We start from the raw sequence: 18,524 nt of genomic DNA, 5'->3' as shown, positions 1-18,524 counted from the left end.
TCCCTTCGCATGGGTGGGGGCGGAGCGGCGGAACGTTTTCGGTTTCCGAAGGTTAGGCGCGGACGGAAAACATCCGGGAACGAGCCGTCCACGCCCCGGTAATCGCCGCCCGGGCCCCGCCGAGGACGGCCGGTTACCGCGGCGTGGGCAGCGCGTTGACCGGCCCCCGTTAGCGTGACCGCACCTTTCCCAACCCCCCGCAGTGCGAACCGTACGAGTGGAGCCCGGAGATGCCGGAGATGCCGGAGGAGATGCCGGAGATGAAGGAACCCGAGAAGCCCGAGAAGTCCCCCGGGGCCGGCAGTACCCCCGCCGGGGCCGCGGCCGCCGGCCGGCCGGTCGCCGATGACCCCATTGCTGTGATCGGGCTCTCCTGCCGGCTTCCCGGAGCCCCCGACCCCGACGCCTTCTGGCGCCTCCTCCGCGACGGAATCAGCGCCGTCACCGAGGCCCCGGAGGACCGGTGGCAGACCGGCACCCTCTACGACCCCGACCCCTCCGCACCCGGCCGCATGAGCACCCGCTGGGGCGGCTTCATCGACGGCGTCGCCGGCTTCGACCCCGAGTTCTTCGGCATCTCCCCGAAGGAAGCCGCCGCGATGGACCCGCAGCAGCGGCTCCTCCTCGAACTCGGCTGGGAAGCGCTGGAACACGCCGGCATCGTGCCCGGCACCCTCCGCGCCACCGCCACCGGCGTCTTCGTCGGCGCCATCAACGGCGACTACGAACTCCTGCTGCACCGCGCCGGCCGCGACGCCATCGGCCGCCACACCCTCACCGGCACCCAGCGCAGCATGATCGCCAACCGGCTGTCGTACGCCCTCGGCCTGCGCGGCCCCAGCCTCACCGTCGACTCCGGACAGTCGTCGTCCCTCGTCGGCGTCCACCTGGCCTGCGAAAGCCTGCGCCGCGGCGAGTCCACCGTCGCCCTCGCCGGCGGCGTCAACCTCAACCTCACGCCCGAAGGCACCATCGGCACCAGCAAGTTCGGCGCCATGTCCCCCGACGGCCGCTGCCACACCTTCGACGAGCGCGCCAACGGCTACGTACGCGGCGAAGGCGGCGCCCTCGTCGTCCTCAAACCGCTCTCCGCCGCCCTCGCCGACGGCAACACCGTCCTCGCCGTCCTCCGCGGCAGCGCCGTCAACAACGCCGGCGACGCCAAGACCCTCACCACCCCCGACCGCAGCGCCCAGGAAGCCGTCATGACGGCCGCCTGCCGGCGCGCCGGCGTCGACCCGGCCCACGTCGGCTACGTCGAACTGCACGGCACGGGCACCAAGGTCGGCGACCCCGTCGAGGCCGCGGCCCTGGGCGCCGTCTACGGCCGGCACCGGGAGTCGGACCGGCCGCTGCGCGTGGGCTCGGCCAAGACCAACGTCGGCCACCTGGAGGGTGCCGCCGGCATCGTCGGCCTGCTCAAGACCGTCCTGGCCCTCCACCACCGGCAGCTGCCGCCGAGCCTCAACTTCGAGCGCCCGAACCCGCGCATCCCGCTGGACGAGCTGAAGCTGCGCGTGCAGCAGGAACTCGGGCCGTGGGACGGCGACGAGGCTCTCCTCGCCGGTGTCTCGTCGTGGGGCATGGGCGGGACGAACGCCCACGTCATCGTGGAGGAGGCGCCTCGCGGGACCCGGGAGCCGGCCAGGTCCCGGTCTGCTCGCCGTGGCGTCGTGCCGTGGCTCGTGTCAGCGCGTACGGAGGAGGCGCTGCCCGGGCAGGCGGAGAAGCTCGCGTCGTTCGTGTCGGAATCGGGCGACGACGTGTACGACGTGGCGTGGTCGTTGGCGTCGTCGCGTGCGGCGCTGGAGTACCGGGCGGTGGTGGTCGGTTCGGACCGGGAGGAGCTGGTTGCCGGCCTGCGGTCGGGTGGCCGGTGGTGCCGTGCTGCCGGGGGCCGGTCGGCGTTCCTGTTCACGGGGCAGGGCAGTCAGCGGTTGGGGATGGGGCGTGAGCTGTACGAGGCGTTCCCGGTCTTCGCCGAGGCTTTTGATGCGGTGCTGGCGGAGCTTGATCCCGGTCTCCAGCAGGTGATGTGGGGCGAGGACGCGGAAGCGCTGAATCGTACGGAGGTGACGCAGCCGGCGTTGTTCGCCCTTGAGGTGGCGCTGTTCCGTCTCTGGGAGTCGTGGAGTGTGCGGCCGGATGTGGTGGCCGGGCATTCGATCGGTGAGATTGCCGCTGCTCATGTGGCGGGTGTGTTGTCGCTGGCCGATGCGGCGAAGCTGGTGTCGGCTCGTGGTCGTCTGATGCAGGCGCTGCCTGCCGGTGGTGCGATGGTGGCGCTGCAGGCAGCCGAGGACGAGGTGCTGCCGCACCTGTCCGACGGCGTGGGCATCGCGGCAGTGAACGGCCCGCGGGCGGTTGTCGTCTCGGGCGAGCAGGAGGGCGTCCTCGCCGTCCGGGCGCACTTCGACGGGCTCGGCCGCAAGACGACGCAGCTGAAGGTGTCGCACGCCTTCCACTCGCCGTTGATGGAGCCCATGCTCGCCGAGTTCGGGCGGATCGTCGCGGGCCTGACCTTCCACGAGCCGCGGATCCCCTTCGTCTCCACCCTCACGGGTTCGCCGGTCACCACCGAGCTGACCGACCCCGCGTACTGGGTGCGGCACGTCCGCGAGGCCGTGCGTTTCGCGGACGCGGTGCGGGTGCTGGAGGCCGAGGGCGTGACCCGGTTCGTCGAGCTGGGTCCCGACGCGGTGCTGACGGCGATGGCGCAGGGCGCGCTGGAGGGCGACGGTGTCGAGGCGGTGGCCTCGATGCGCCGCAAGCGCGGTGAGGAAGAGACGGTCGTCACGGCCCTCGCCCACTTCCACGCGGCGGGCGGCCAGGTGGAGTGGGGGCGGTTCTTCGAGGGGAGCGGTGCGCGCGTCGTACCCCTGCCGACGTACGCCTTCCAGCGCCGGGACTTCTGGCTCGACACCGCCAACGACGCAGCGATGCCGGCACCGGCACAGGCACCGGCACCGGTGGCCGGGACGGCTGCCGGGCTCGCGGCCGTGCCCGCCGACCCCCTCCGTGACGGCCTCGCCGGACTGTCCGAGGACGACCGCCGGCGTTTCCTCCTCGACCTGGTCCGCGCGGACGCCGCGGCCGTGCTCGGCCACGCGCGCCCCGCCGCCATCGAGCCCGATCGTGCCTTCCGGGACCTCGGCCTCGACTCGCTCGGCGGCGTCGAGCTCCGCGACCGCCTCGCGGCCGCGACCGGCCTGCGCATCCCCGAGTCGGTCGTCTTCGACCACCCGACGCCGGGCGCCGTGGCCGCGTACCTGCACGAGCAGCTGACCGGCTCCGTGACGACGGACGGCGACGCAGCCGGTACGGCGCCGACGGGCCTCGCCGCGTGCGACGACCCCATCGCCGTCGTGGGCATGGCATGCCGCTACCCGGGCGGTGTGTCGTCGCCGGAGGACCTGTGGCGGCTGGTCGCGGGCGAGGTCGACGCGACCGGCGACTTCCCCGGCGACCGTGGCTGGGACGTGGAGGGCATCTACGACCCCGAGCCGGGCAAGTCCGGCCGTACGTACACGAGGCGTGGCGGCTTCCTCAACAACGCCGGTGACTTCGACGCCGAGTTCTTCGGCATCTCGCCGCGTGAGGCGCTGGCGATGGATCCGCAGCAGCGGCTGCTGCTGGAGACGGCGTGGGAGGCGCTGGAGTACGCCGGCATCGACCCGTTGTCGCTCAAGGGCAGCCCGACCGGTGTCTTCGCCGGCGGCGCGCCCCAGGACTACGGGCCCCGGCTGCACGAACCCGCGGACGGCGTGGACGGGTACCTGCTGACCGGCACCTTCGCCAGCGTCATCTCGGGCCGCATCTCGTACGTCCTGGGCCTGGAGGGCCCCTCGGTGACCGTGGACACGGCGTGTTCGTCGTCCCTGGTCGCCGTGCACCAGGCGGTGCAGTCGCTGCGGCTCGGCGAGTCGTCGCTCGCCCTGGCGGGCGGTGTGATGGTGATGCCGACGCCCGGCATGTTCCTGGAGTTCTCCCGCCAGAACGGTCTGTCGGCCGACGGCCGGTGTCGTGCGTTCGGTGCGGACGCGGACGGTACGGGGTGGGCCGAGGGTGCGGGCCTGCTGGTGCTGGAGCGGCTGTCCGATGCCCGGCGGAACGGTCACCGGGTGCTGGCGGTGGTGCGGGGTTCGGCTGTCAATCAGGACGGTGCGTCGAATGGTCTGACGGCGCCCAACGGCCCGGCGCAGCAGCGGGTGATCCGGCAGGCTCTGGCCGGTGCGGGTCTGCGGGCTGCTGATGTGGACGCGGTAGAGGCGCACGGGACGGGTACGCGGCTCGGTGACCCGATCGAGGCGCAGGCGCTGCTCGCCACATACGGGCAAGGACGTGCGGAAGGGCAGTCCCCGCTCCACCTCGGCTCGCTGAAGTCGAACATCGGGCATGCGCAGGCCGCCGCCGGTGTCGGTGGTGTCATCAAGATGGTGATGGCGCTCCGCAACGAGCTGCTGCCCAAGACGCTGCACGCCGAGGAGCCGACACCGTTCGTCGACTGGGAGAGCGGCGCGGTCGAGTTGCTGACGCAGGCGCGTGAGTGGCCGGCGGGGGAGGAGCGGGTGCGTCGGGCCGCCGTCTCGTCCTTCGGCGTCAGCGGGACGAACGCGCACGTCATCATCGAAGAGGCACCTCGGGAGACGCCTCGGGAGACCGCCGGGCCCTCGCGTCGCGGCGTCGTGCCGTGGCTGGTGTCGGCGCGCAGTGAGGAAGCACTCGCGGCTCAGACCGAGCGACTGGCGTCGTTCGTCTCGGAATCGGGCGACGACGTGTACGACGTGTACGACGTGGCGTGGTCTCTCGCAACGTCGCGTGCGGCGCTGGAGTACCGGGCCGTGGTGGTCGGTTCGGACCGGGAGGAGCTGGTTGCCGGCCTGCGGTGTGGCCGGTGGTGCCGGGCTGCCGGGGGCCGGTCGGCGTTCCTGTTCACCGGTCAGGGCAGTCAGCGGCTGGGCATGGGCCGTGAGCTGTACGAGGCGTTCCCGGTCTTCGCCGAGGCGTTCGATGCGGTGCTGGCGGAGTTGCCGGCAGGGCTGCGCGAGGTGATGTGGGGCGACGACGCCGAGGCGCTGAACCGCACCGAATCGACGCAGCCTGCCCTCTTCGCCGTCGAAGTGGCGTTGTTCCGCCTCTGGGAGTCGTGGGGTGTGCGTCCCGACGTCGTCGCCGGGCACTCCATCGGTGAGATTGCCGCGGCCCACGTCTCCGGGGTGCTCTCCCTCGCGGACGCTGCGAAGCTGGTCTCGGCCCGTGGCCGTCTGATGCAGGCGCTACCCGCGGGAGGCGCGATGGTCGCCCTTCAGGCGGCTGAGGACGAGGTGCTGCCGCACCTGTCCGACACCGTCGGCATGGCCGCGGTCAATGGCCCGCAGGCCGTGGTGATCTCCGGTGCGGCGGACGACGTCCTCGCTGTCCAGGCGCACTTCCAGTCGCTGGGTCGCAAGGCGACGCAGCTGAAGGTCTCCCATGCTTTCCACTCGCCGTTGATGGAGCCCATGCTCGCCGAGTTCGAGCAGATCGTCGCGGGCCTGACCTTCCACGAGCCGCAGATCCCCTTCGTCTCCACCCTCACCGGCGCCCCCGTCACCACCGAGCTCACCGATCCCGCCTACTGGGTGCGTCACGTCCGCGAGGCCGTGCGGTTCGCCGACGCGGTGGCGGTGTTGGAGGCCGAGGGCGTGACCCGGTTCGTCGAGCTCGGCCCCGATGCCGTGCTCACCGCGATGGCCCGGGGCGTGCTGGAGGGCGACGGTGTCGAGGCGGTCGCCTCGATGCGCCGCAACCGTGCCGAAGAGGAGACGGTCGTCACGGCCCTCGCCCACTTCCACGCGGCGGGCGGCCAGGTGGAGTGGGAACGGTTCTTCGAGGGGAGCTGCGCCCGCGTCGTACCCCTGCCCACGTACGCCTTCCAGCGCCGTACCTACTGGCTGAACGCGCCCGGGCCTTCGACGTCGGTCGACGCCGCTCACCTGGGCCTGGAGGCGCCGGAGCACGCCCTGCTCGGCGCGTCGGTGGACCTCGCGGGCGGTGCGGGCCGGCTGTTCACCGCCCGGCTCTCGGCGCAGGACCACCCGTGGCTCGTCGGTGACGCCCACGCGCCGACCTCGCTCTTCCTGGAGCTGGCGATGCGCGCCGGCGACGAGATGGGCTGCGACACCGTGGACCTCGCCGTGCGGGCGCCGCTCGTCCTGGACGAGGACGGTGCCGTCCAGATCCAGGTCGACGTCGAGGGCCCGGCCGACACGGACGGCCGCCATACGGTGACCGTCCACGCCCGGCCGGAGGGCCGTGACGAGCCGTGGACGCTGCACGCGGAGGGCCACGTCCGGCAGGGCCCCGCCGCCGCAGCCGAGCCGTGGCAGGACGCCGCGGAGGCAGTGACGCTGGACGAGCCGTACGACGCCGCCGGATTCCTGCTCCACCCCGTTCTCCTCGACGCCGCCGTGCGGTCCGTGGCCGCGGCCACGGCCGTGGACGGCGAGGGCGTGCCGCGCGCGGCGGTGTCCTGGTCCGGTGTGCGGGTGTTCGCCGAGGGCGCCGAGGAGGTCCGGGTACGGGCGCGGCGCCTGGGCGACGACGCGTGGAGCCTGCAGCTGGTGGACGCCGCGGGTGACGTGGTGGCCTCTGTCGACTCCGTCACCTTCGCCTCGTTCGCCCCCGAGCTGCTGCGGCCCAGCGGCCCGGCACCCCTGTACCGCGTCGGCTGGGTCCCGGCCGCACTGCCCGAGGACACCGCTCCCGTGCGGTGGGGCGGGCTCGGCGGCGTGCAGGTGTCCGCCGGCACGGACCGGTTCGGGTCCGTGGCCGAGGTGGGCGCAGCGGTGGCTGCGGGTACGGCGCTGGACGCCGTGGTCGTGCCGTGCGTGGCGTCCGGTGGCGATGTGCTGGACGTGGCGTACGAACAGGTGCAGGGTGCGTTGTCCCTGGTGCAGGAGTGGCTGGCGGACGAGCGGCTCGACGGCGTGCGGCTGATGGTCGTCACGCGCGGTGCCGTCGCCGTCCGCGACGGCGAGACGCCCGACCTCGCCACGGCCGCCGTCTGGGGCCTGCTGCGGTCCGCGCAGACGGAGAACCCCGGCCGCATCACCGTCGTCGACCTCGGCGAACCGGACGGCGGCGACGGCCTGCCCGAGCAGGCGCTCGCCCGCCTCCTGCGATCGGACGAGCCGCAGGCCGCGCTGCGCGGCGGCCAGGCCCTCGTACCACGCCTGGTGAAAGAACGCCCCATGCCGGCCGACGAGCTCACCGCCGTCGGCTCCGGCTGGGACACCGGCGGGACCGTGCTCGTCACCGGTGGTACGGGCAGCCTCGGCGCGCACTTCGCGCGGCACGTGGTGGCCGAGCACGGGGTGCGGTCGCTGCTGCTCGTCAGCCGGCGCGGCCCGGAGGCCCCGGGCGCGGCCGGCCTGCGGGCGGAGCTGGAACGGCTGGGCGCACGGGTGGAGATTGCCGCGTGCGACGTGGCCGACGCCGACGAGCTGGCCCGGGCCCTGGAGCTCGTCCCCGCCGAGTACCCCCTCTCCGGGATCGTGCACACCGCGGGCGTGCTGGACGACGGGCTGGTGACGGCCCTGACCGCCGAGCAGGTCGAGGGCGTACTGCGCCCGAAGATCGACGCGGCGTGGAACCTGCACCAGCTGACCGAGGGCATGCCGATCGGGCAGTTCGTCCTCTTCTCCTCGGTCGCGGGCGTCTTCGGCACCGCCGGCCAGGCCAACTACGCGGCGGCCAACACGTTCCTGGACGCGCTGGCACAGCACCGGCAGCGGCTGGGGCTGGCGGCCACGTCGATGGCGTGGGGCCTGTGGCAGCAGGACCACGACGGCATGGCGAACCGGCTCGACGACGCCGACCAGGCCAGGTGGGCACGGAACGGCTACCTGCCCGTGACCATGGAGCAGGGCCCCGTCATGCTCGACACGGCCCTCGCGCTGGGGCTGGCGAGCCCCGTCGCCACGCCCCTCGACCTGGGCGCGATCCGCCGGGCCGGTGCCGTACCGCACCTGTTCCGCGGCCTCGTCCCCGTCCCGCAGGCACGGCGCCGCACGGCCGGGGGGCCCGCGGAGACCGCGCCGGCGGAGTCCCTGGAGCAGCGGCTCGCCGCGATGGAGCCGGACGAGCGGCAGCGGACGCTCTCCGAGCTGGTGCGCGGCGTTGTGGCGGCCGTCCTCAACCACGCGGACGCCCAGGCCGTCGGCACCGACCGCACGTTCAAGGAGCTGGGCTTCGACTCGCTCACCGCCGTCGAACTGCGCAACCGCATGACCGCGGCGACGGGCGTCCGGCTGCCCGCGACCCTCGTGTACGACCACCCGACTCCGGCCGCCCTGACCGCCCACCTGCTGGCCGAACTGGTCCCCGCCCCCGAGTTCTCCGAGAGCGCGCTCCTGACCGAGCTCGCGCGCGTCGAGGAGTTCCTGGCGGCCGCCGTGACCGGCGACGAGGAGAAGGCCCTCGCCGCCGTCCACCTGAAGGACCTGCTCGCCCGCTGGGGCGGCGCACCGCAACAGGCGACCGCGCCCGGGGCCGGCGACACCGGCGGGCCGGCCGACTTCGAAGACTTCGACCTCGATTCCGCGACCGACGACGACCTCTTCCTCCTCGTCGACGCCAACCGAAAGGACTGAACACCAGCATGTCGAACGAGGCAAAGCTGCGCGAGTACCTGAAGCAGGCCATCGCCGACACGCGCGAGGCCAAGCGGGAGCTCCAGGAGGTCCGGGACGCCGCCGTCGAACCGATCGCCGTCGTGGGCATGGCGTGCCGCTACCCCGGTGGTGTGTCGTCGCCGGAGGACCTGTGGCGGCTGGTGGCCGAGGAGACCGACGCGACCGGTGACTTCCCCGGCAACCGCGGGTGGGACGTCGAGGAGATCTACGACCCCGAGCCGGGCACGTCCGGCCGTACGTACACGCGGCGTGGTGGCTTCCTGGAGAACGCCGGGGAGTTCGACGCGCAGTTCTTCGGCATTTCGCCGCGTGAGGCGCTGGCGATGGATCCGCAGCAGCGGCTGCTGCTGGAGACGGCGTGGGAGGCGCTGGAGTACGCCGGCATCGACCCGCTGTCGCTCAAGGGCAGCCCGACCGGCGTATTCGCCGGCGGCGCCCCCCAGGACTACGGGCCGCAGCTGCACCGCCCGGTCCAGGGCCTCGACGGCCATCTGCTCACCGGACGCCTCGCCAGCGTCATGTCCGGCCGCATCTCGTACGTCCTGGGCCTGGAGGGCCCCTCGGTGACGGTGGACACGGCCTGCTCGTCGTCGCTCGTCGCGATCCACCAGGCGGTGCAGTCGCTCCGCCTCGGCGAGTCGACGCTCGCCCTGGCCGGTGGCGTGATGGTGATGCCCACCCCAGGGACGTTCGTCGAGTTCGCGCAGCAGCGCGGCCTGTCGGCCGACGGCCGGTGCCGTGCGTTCGGTGCTGCGGCGGATGGCACCGGGTGGGCCGAGGGTGCGGGTCTGCTGGTGCTGGAGCGGCTGTCGGACGCCCGGCGGAACGGTCATCGGGTGCTGGCGGTGGTGCGGGGCTCGGCGGTGAACCAGGACGGTGCGTCGAATGGTCTGACGGCGCCGAACGGTCCGGCGCAGCAGCGGGTGATCCGGCAGGCGCTGTCCGGCGCCGGGCTCAAGCCGGGCGACGTGGATGCGGTGGAGGCGCACGGGACGGGTACGCGGCTGGGCGACCCGATCGAGGCGCAGGCGCTGCTTGCTACGTACGGGCACGGCCGTCCCGCCGACCGGCCGCTGTATCTGGGGTCGTTCAAGTCGAACATCGGGCATGCGCAGGCCGCCGCCGGTGTCGGTGGCGTCATCAAGATGGTGATGGCGCTCCGCAACGAGCTGCTGCCGAAGACCCTGCATGCCGAGGAGCCGACGCCGTTCGTCGACTGGGAGAGCGGTGCTGTCGAGTTGCTGACGCAGGCGCGTGAGTGGCCGGCGGGGGAGGAGCGGGTGCGTCGGGCCGCCGTCTCGTCCTTCGGCGTCAGCGGGACGAACGCGCACGTCATCATCGAGGAGGCACCCAAGCAGGACGAGCCGTCCGACGAGGGCCGTCCGGTCACGGGCGGCATGGTGCCGTGGCTCGTGTCGGCCCAGTCGGCGGCCGCGCTCCGTGCGCAGGCCGAGCGGCTCGCCGAGTTCGCGGGGCCGGGCGCCGGTGCCGGCGTCGGCGTACGCGATGTGGCGCTGTCGCTGGCGACGACGCGGGCGGCCCTGGAACACCGGGCCGCCGTGGTCGCCGCCGACCGCGACGAGCTGGTCGCCGGCCTGCGCGCCCTCGCCGCCGGCGAGCCCTCCGCCGCTGTCGTCACGGACACGGTGGGCGGTACGGACAACCGCACCGCGTTCCTGTTCACGGGGCAGGGCAGTCAGCGGTTGGGGATGGGGCGTGAGCTGTACGAGGCGTTCCCGGTCTTCGCCGAGGCGTTCGATGCGGTGCTGGCGGAGCTTGATCCCGGTCTGAAGCAGGTGATGTGGGGTGAGGATGCGGAGGCGCTGAATCGTACGGAGGTGACGCAGCCGGCGTTGTTCGCCCTTGAGGTGGCGCTGTTCCGTCTCTGGGAGTCGTGGGGTGTGCGGCCGGATGTGGTGGCCGGGCATTCGATCGGTGAGATTGCCGCTGCTCATGTGGCTGGTGTGTTGTCGCTGGCCGATGCGGCGAAGCTGGTGTCGGCCCGTGGTCGTCTGATGCAGGCGCTGCCTGCCGGTGGTGCGATGGTGGCGCTTCAGGCGGCCGAGGACGAGGTGCTTCCGCACCTGACCAGCACCGTCGGTATTGCTGCCGTCAATGGCCCGCAGGCCGTCGTGATCTCCGGCGCACTGGACGATGTCCTGGCCGTCCAGGCCCACTTCCAGGAGCTGGGCCGCAAGACGACGCAGCTGAAGGTGTCGCACGCCTTCCACTCGCCGTTGATGGAGCCCATGCTCGCCGAGTTCGAGCGGATCGTCGCAGGTCTGAGCTTCGGCCGGCAGGTCATTCCGTTCGTGTCGACCCTCACCGGCACCTCCGTCACGACCGAGCTCGCCGAGCCGGCGTACTGGGTACGGCACGTCCGTGACGCCGTGCGGTTCGCCGACGCCGTGCAGGTCCTGCACGGCCAGGGCGTGACGACCTTTGTCGAGCTCGGCCCGGATGCCGTGCTCACCGCGATGGCGCAGGGCTCGCTCGCCGACGGCGAGGCGCGTTTCGTGCCGACGCTGCGGCGTGGGCGTCCCGAGGCCGCCGACGCCGTCACCGCACTCGCGCGGCTCCACAATCGGGGTGTCGCCGTCGACTGGGCCCGGTTCCACGCCGGCACCGGCGCCCGGACCGTCGCCCTGCCCACGTACGCCTTCCAGCGCCAGACGTACTGGCTCGCCGTCTCCGACTCCGGTGCCGCTTCCACCGTGGCGCTCGCCGAGCCGGTGGCAGAGCACCAGCGCGCCGAGGTGCCGTTCGCCGAGCGACTGGCGGGGCGTCCCGCGGCGGAGCAGCGGGAGATGGTGGCCGAACTGGTCCGGGGCGAGGTGGCGGTCGTCCTGGGCTTCACCGACACGGATGAGATCGGCCTGGACCGCACGTTCCAGCAGCTGGGCTTCACGTCGCTGTCGGCCGTCGAACTCCGCGACCGGCTGCTCGAGTCCTCCGGCGTCCAGCTCGCCGCGACGCTGGTCTACGACCACCCCACCACCGCCGCCCTCATCGAACACGTGCACGCCCAGATGGCCGCCCCGGTCTCCGTCCTGACCGAGCTGGACCGCTTCGAGGCGGCCCTCGCCGCCGCCTCCCCCGACGACGAGACGCGGGCGGAGGTCGCCACGCGGCTGCGAGCGCTGCTGGACGGCTGGGGCGGCGAGTGGGGCACGGACGGCGCCGGCGCGGAGGCGCCGGACCTGGACGAGATCTTCAGCTTCATCGACGCGGAGGTCAGCGGGTCGGTGACGGAGTGAACGAGTACGCCGAGCAGACCGAGAAGAACCGTTTCGCAGCAGAGCACACAGCCGAGGAGGGCCTCCGTCATGGCCAGTGAGAACGAGCAGAAGCTCGCCGAGTACCTGAAGCGGGTCACCGTCGACCTCCAGAAGTCGCGCCGCCGCGTCGCCGAACTGGAGGCCGGCCGCACCGAGCCGATAGCGATCGTCGGCATGGCCTGCCGCTACCCCGGCGGCGTGGCGTCGCCCGAGGACCTGTGGCGGCTGGTCGAGGACGAGGTCGACGCGATCAGCGACTTCCCCGAGAACCGCGGCTGGGACATCGACGCGCTCTACGATCCCGAACCGGGCAAGCCGGGCCGCACCTACACCAAACGCGGCGGTTTCCTGCACGACCTCGGTGACTTCGACGCGGGCTTCTTCGGCATATCCCCGCGCGAGGCCACCGCCATGGACCCGCAGCAGCGGCTGCTGCTGGAGACGGCGTGGGAGGCGCTGGAGTACGCCGGCATCGACCCGCTGTCGCTGAAGGGCAGCCCGACCGGCGTGTTCATGGGCTACTCGGGGCAGAGCTACATCGGCCTGTTCGACGGCCCCGAGGAACTGGGCGGCTACCTGATGACGGGCAGCCTCTCCAGCATCATCTCCGGCCGCATCTCCTACGTCCTGGGCCTGGAGGGCCCGTCCGTGTCGGTCGACACGGCCTGCTCCTCGTCGCTGGTCGCGATGCACCAGGCGGTGCAGTCGCTGCGCCAGGGCGAATCCACGCTGGCCCTCGTCGGCGGCTCCACGGTCGCGGCCACGCCGGGCAGCTTCGTCGAGTTCGCGCAGCAGCGCGGTCTGTCGGCCGACGGCCGGTGCCGGGCCTTCGGTGCGGACGCGGACGGTACGGGGTGGGCCGAGGGTGCGGGTCTGCTGGTGCTGGAGCGGCTGTCGGATGCCCGGCGGAACGGTCATCGGGTGCTGGCGGTGGTGCGGGGTTCGGCGGTGAATCAGGACGGTGCGTCGAATGGTCTGACGGCGCCGAACGGTCCGGCGCAGCAGCGGGTGATCCGGCAGGCGCTGTCCGGCGCCGGGCTCAAGCCCGGTGATGTGGATGCGGTGGAGGCGCACGGGACGGGTACGCGGCTCGGTGACCCGATCGAGGCGCAGGCGCTGCTCGCCACGTACGGACAGGGGCGCCCGGCCGACCGGCCGCTGTACCTCGGTTCGTTCAAGTCGAACATCGGGCATGCGCAGGCCGCCGCCGGTGTCGGTGGCGTCATCAAGATGGTGATGGCGCTCCAGAACCAGCTGCTCCCCAAGACGCTGCACGCCGAGGAGCCGACGCCGTTCGTCAACTGGGACAGTGGCGCTGTCGAGTTGCTGACGCAGGCGCGTGAGTGGCCGGCGGGGGAGGAGCGGGTGCGCCGGGCAGCGGTCTCGTCGTTCGGTGTCAGCGGGACGAACGCGCACGTCATCATCGAGGAAGCCCCGCAGGATACGCCTCCGGAGACCGCCGAGCCCTCCCGTCGCGGCGCCGTGCCGTGGCTGGTGTCCGCCAAGAGCGCCGAGGCCCTGGCCGCGCAGGCCGGGAAGCTGGCCGCCCACGTGAGCGAGCGGCCCGAACTCGGCATCCACGACGTGGCACTGTCGCTGGCGACGACGCGCGCGGCCCTGGAACACCGGGCCGCCGTGGTCGCCGCCGACCGCGACGAGCTCGTCGCCGGCCTGCGCGCCCTCGCCGCCGGCGAGGCGTCGAAGGCCGTGAGCACGGACACGGTCAAGGCGTCGGGCGGCAAGGCAGCGTTCCTGTTCACGGGGCAGGGCAGTCAGCGGCTGGGCATGGGGCGTGAGCTGTACGAGGCGTTCCCGGTCTTTGCCGAGGCGTTCGATGCGGTGCTGGCCGAGCTGCCGGCAGGGCTGCGGGAGGTGATGTGGGGCGACGACGCGGAGGCGCTGAACCGCACCGCCTCCACGCAGCCGGCGTTGTTCGCCGTCGAAGTGGCGCTGTTCCGTCTGTGGGAGTCGTGGGGTGTGCGGCCGGATGTGGTGGCCGGGCACTCCATCGGTGAGATTGCCGCTGCTCATGTGGCAGGGGTGCTGTCGCTGGCCGATGCCGCCAAGCTGGTGTCCGCCCGTGGTCGTCTGATGCAGGCGCTGCCCGCCGGTGGTGCGATGGTGGCGCTCCAGGCGGCTGAGGACGAGGTGCTGCCGCACCTGACCGACAGCGTCGGCATGGCCGCGGTCAATGGCCCGCAGGCCGTGGTGATCTCCGGTGCGGCGGACGACGTCCTGGCCGTTCAGGCGCACTTCCAGTCGCTGGGCCGCAAGACGACGCAGCTGAAGGTCTCCCACGCCTTCCACTCGCCGTTGATGGAGCCCATGCTCGCCGAGTTCGAGCAGATCGTCGCGGGCCTGACCTTCCACGAGCCGCAGATGCCCTTCGTCTCCACCCTCACCGGCGCCCCCGTCACCACCGAGCTGACCGACCCCGCGTACTGGGTCCGCCACGTCCGCGAGGCCGTGCGGTTCGCCGACGCCGTGCAGGTCCTGCACGGTCAGGGGGGCACGACTTTCGTCGAGCTCGGCCCCGATGCCGTGCTCAGCGCGATGGCGCAGGGCTCGCTGGACGATGCCGAGGCGCGGTTCGTGCCGACGCTGCGGCGTGGGCGTCCCGAGGCCGCCGACGCCGTCACCGCACTCGCGCGGCTGCACAACCGGGGCGTGGCCGTCGACTGGGCCCGGTTCCACGCCGGCACCGGCGCGCGGACCGTCGCCCTGCCGACGTACGCCTTCCAGCGCCAGACCTACTGGTACAGCGCGGCCGCCGGGACCGGGCTCGACGCCGCGCAGCTCGGCCTGGACGGCCAGGAGCATCCGCTGCTCGGCACGTCCGTCACCCTCGCCGGGGGGCAGGGCGCGGTCTTCAGCGGGCGGATCTCCACCCGTACCCACCCGTGGCTGGCCGAACACGTCCTCGACGGTTCCGTCACCGTGCCCGCGTCGGTCTACGCGGAGCTGGCGCTGCACCTCGCCGACCAGTTCGGCTGCAACACCCTGGACGAGCTGACCGTCCACGCCCCGCTCGTGCTGCAGGGCCGGCAGGCGGTACAGCTCCAGGCGTCCGTCGGTGCCCCCGACGCGTACGGGCGGCGGACCGTCACCGTGCACACGCGTGCCGACGGCGGCGAGGGCACCTGGACGCTCCGGGCGAGCGGGCACCTCTCGCTCGGCGCCATGCCGGTGCTGCCGCCCCGGCCGTGGCCGCCGCACGGGACCCGGGAGACCGCCGGCGCCCTGTACAAGCAGCTCGCCGGGCAGGGCTACGGGCGCGGGCAGGGCTTCCCGGCCGTGACCGCCGTCTGGGAGGACGGCCACGAGATCGGCGCCGAACTGGCTCTGGCCGGAGAGGACTTCGCCACCGACGGCTTCGTGCTGCACCCGCTGCTGCTGGAGGCCGCGGTGCAGGTCGCCCTGTACGCGGGCGGCCTGGCGGGCGGTGCGCCGCGTGCCCTGCGGTCCTGGTCGGGCGTGCAGGTGTTCGCCGAGGGCGCGCGGGAGCTGCGGGTGCGTGTCCGGCGCACCGGGCCCGACGTCTTCGCGATGGAGATCGCCGACGGTTCGGGCCGGCCCGTCGCCGCCGTCGAGGCGCTGACGCTCGCCCCCGCCGCCGACCCCGGTGTCGCGGCGGCCCGAGAAGCGTCCCTCGACGCGCTGTTCACCGTCGGCTGGCACCCCATCCGGCTGGCGCGCCCCACGTCCGCGTACGCCTGGGGCACCCTCGGCGACGACGCGCACCGGCTGCTTCCGGGCGCGGACCGCTTCGGGTCCGTGGCGGAGGTGGGCGCCGCGGTGGCTGCGGGTACGGCGCTGGACGCCGTGGTGGTGCCGTGCATGCCCTCCGGTGGTGATGTGCCGGCCGGGATGTACGAGCAGGTGCGCGGTGCACTGTCGCTGGTGCAGGAGTGGCTGGCCGACGAGCGGCTCGACGGCGTCCGGCTGATGGTCGTCACGCGGGGTGCGGTCGCTGTCCGCGACGGCGAGACGCCCGACCTGGCCACCGCCGCGGCCTGGGGCCTGCTGCGCTCGGCGCAGGCCGAGAACCCGGGCCGCATCGTGCTCGTGGACGTCGACGCCGAGGACGACGGCCTTCAGGACCTGCTGGCCGCCGTCACGGACGGCGGTGAACCGCAGGTGGCGATCCGGGGCCGTGGCGCCCTGGTGCCCCGGCTCGCCCGCGTCGCCGCCGCCTCCCTGCCCGCTGCCGGCCCGGGATGGGACGCCGGCGGTACGGTGCTCATCACCGGTGGTACGGGCAGCCTGGGTGCGCATTTCGCGCGGCACGTGGTGGTCGAGCACGGGGTGCGGTCGCTGCTGCTCGTCAGCCGCCGGGGCCTCGAGGCGCCGGGTGCGCAGGAGCTGCGGGCGGAACTGGAGCGGCTCGGGGCGCGCGTGGAAGTCGCCGCCTGCGACGTGTCCGACGCCGGCGAACTGGCGCGGGCCCTTGAGCTCGTGCCCGCCGAGTACCCCCTGTCCGGCGTCGTGCACACCGCGGGTGTGCTGGACGACGGGCTGGTGACGGCCCTGACCGCCGAGCGGGTCGAGGGGGTGCTGCGCCCGAAGGCCGACGCCGCGTGGAACCTGCACCTGCTCACGCAGGACATGCCCCTGCGGCAGTTCGTCCTCTTCTCCTCGATCGCCGCGACCTTCGGCAGCGCGGGTCAGGCCAACTATGCGGCGGCCAACACGTTCCTGGACGCGCTGGCGCAGTACCGGCAGGCGCTCGGGCTGGCGGCGACGTCGGTGGCGTGGGGCCTGTGGCAGCAGGACGACGGCGGCATCGCCGGCCACCTGGACGACACGGACCTGGCCCGCATCGCCCGCGAGGGCTACCGCCCCGTGACGATGGAACAGGGCCCCGCCATGCTCGACACGGCCATGACCCTGGGGCTCACCACCCCCGTAGCCACGCCCCTCGACCTGGCGGCCGTCCGGGCGCTGCCCGGTCCCGTGGCACCGATGCTGCGCACCCTGGCGCGCACGTCGTCGCGGCCCGCCGTCGACGGGCCGGGCGGAGCCGCCGGGTCCGTGGGCGACCGGGTGCGCGAGCTGCCCGACGCCGAACGGCTGCCGCTGCTGCGGGACGTCGTCCGGGGCGAGGTCGCGGCGGTGCTCGGCCACGCCGACGCGGACGCCGTCGACCCGGGCCGCGGCTTCGTCGACCTGGGCTTCGACTCGCTCACCGCGGTCGACCTGCGCAACCGGCTGGGCGCGGCCACCGGCGTGCGGCTGTCCGCCTCGCTGGTGTACGAGCACCCGACGCCGGAGGCCCTCGCCGCCCACCTGCTGACCGAGCTGACCGGCGGCCCGGCCACGGTCGAGGCGGTGGACTTCGCCGCCGAGATCCGGCTCGCCGAGGACATCGTGCCCGCCGCGGAGGTGGTCACCGTGGCCGAGAACCCCGAGGAGGTGTTCCTGACCGGGGCCACCGGCTTCCTGGGCGCCTTCGTGCTGCGGGAGCTGCTGCGCACCACGTCCGCCCGGGTGCACTGCCTGGTGCGGGCCGCCGACGAGGCCGAGGGGCTGGAGCGGCTGCGGGACAACGCCCGCTGGTACGGCGTCTGGGACGACGACCTGGCCCACCGGGTGGTCGCCGTGCCCGGCGACCTCGGCGAGCCCCGGCTGGGGCTGACCGAGGACGCCTTCGACACACTCGCCCGCACGGTCGACGTGATCTTCCACGGTGGTGCGCTGGTCAACTGGCTCTACCCCTACACCGCGCTGAAGGCGGCGAACGTCGGCGGCACCGAGGAGGTGCTGCGCATGGCGGCCCGGCACCGCACGGTCCCGGTGCACTTCGTCTCCTCGACCGGTGTCTTCGACAAGCCCGTGCGCGAGGGCGTGCCGCTGAAGGTGACGGACCCGCTGGGCCCGACCGAGGTGATGAACGGCTACCGGCACACGAAGTGGGTGGTCGAGCAGATCATCGATCTCGCCCGGGACCGCGGCCTGCCCGTCTCCGTCTACCGCGGTGACGTCGTCTGCGGCGACCAGCAGTCCGGCGCCTGCCAGACCCGGGACTTCGTGTGGCTCAGCCTCAAGGGCTTGATCCAGGCCCGCGCGGTGCCGCGCGGCACCGACATCGTGTTCCACATGGTGCCGGTCGACTACGTCAGCGCGGCGATCGTGGCGCTGTCGCGGAAGGCGGACTGCGCGAGCCGCACCTTCCACCTCTCCCACCCCGCCGACATCCGCTACACCACCATCCTGGAGCACCTGCGGGCCTTCGGGTACGAGATCGAGGAGATGGACCGGGCCGCCTGGCTGGAGCGGGTCCAGGGCGACGGCGAGAACGCGCTCACGCCGCTGCTCGACATGTTCGAGAAGATCGCCGAGAACGGTGAGGGCGCCTACCCGCCGATCGACATGAGCGAGACCGAGGCGGCGCTCGCCGGCACGGGGATCGTGGTGCCGGAGATGACGAGGGAGCTCTTCGCCACGTACATCGACTTCTTCGTCCGCGCCGGCTACCTGCCGCCCGCCCCCGCGCTCGCCCTGGCATCCCGCACCACCTCCTGAGCCATGGCTGCCTGACACACCGCCAGCCGACCCCTCCGCCGAGGGCACC

At 73.2% G+C, this 18,524-nt stretch carries 2 protein-coding genes and 1 pseudogene; all 3 read left to right on the top strand.

Annotated elements, in window-relative coordinates; translation table 11 throughout:
* Positions 1-230 precede the first annotated feature (230 nt).
* Complete coding sequence (locus tag IE305_RS29055; RefSeq protein WP_190132784.1) at positions 231-8,633, top strand: type I polyketide synthase; 8,403 nt, start codon at positions 231-233, stop codon at positions 8,631-8,633.
* Positions 8,630-15,559, top strand: a pseudogene (locus tag IE305_RS33935) (type I polyketide synthase); the annotation flags it as partial. The gene IE305_RS29055 and the pseudogene IE305_RS33935, both read left to right, overlap by 4 nt.
* Positions 15,548-18,475 carry a thioester reductase domain-containing protein gene (locus tag IE305_RS33930; RefSeq protein WP_506005209.1) on the top strand — a complete coding sequence of 976 codons (2,928 nt, stop codon included), beginning with the start codon at positions 15,548-15,550 and terminating at the stop codon, positions 18,473-18,475. The pseudogene IE305_RS33935 and the gene IE305_RS33930, both read left to right, overlap by 12 nt.
* Positions 18,476-18,524 lie beyond the last annotated feature (49 nt).

The sequence above is a fragment of the Streptomyces mashuensis genome (assembly GCF_014654785.1).
Taxonomy (GTDB): domain Bacteria; phylum Actinomycetota; class Actinomycetes; order Streptomycetales; family Streptomycetaceae; genus Streptomyces; species Streptomyces mashuensis.
The sequence above is the reverse complement of the archived record's forward strand: the minus strand, read 5'-3'. Positions and strand labels throughout refer to the sequence as shown.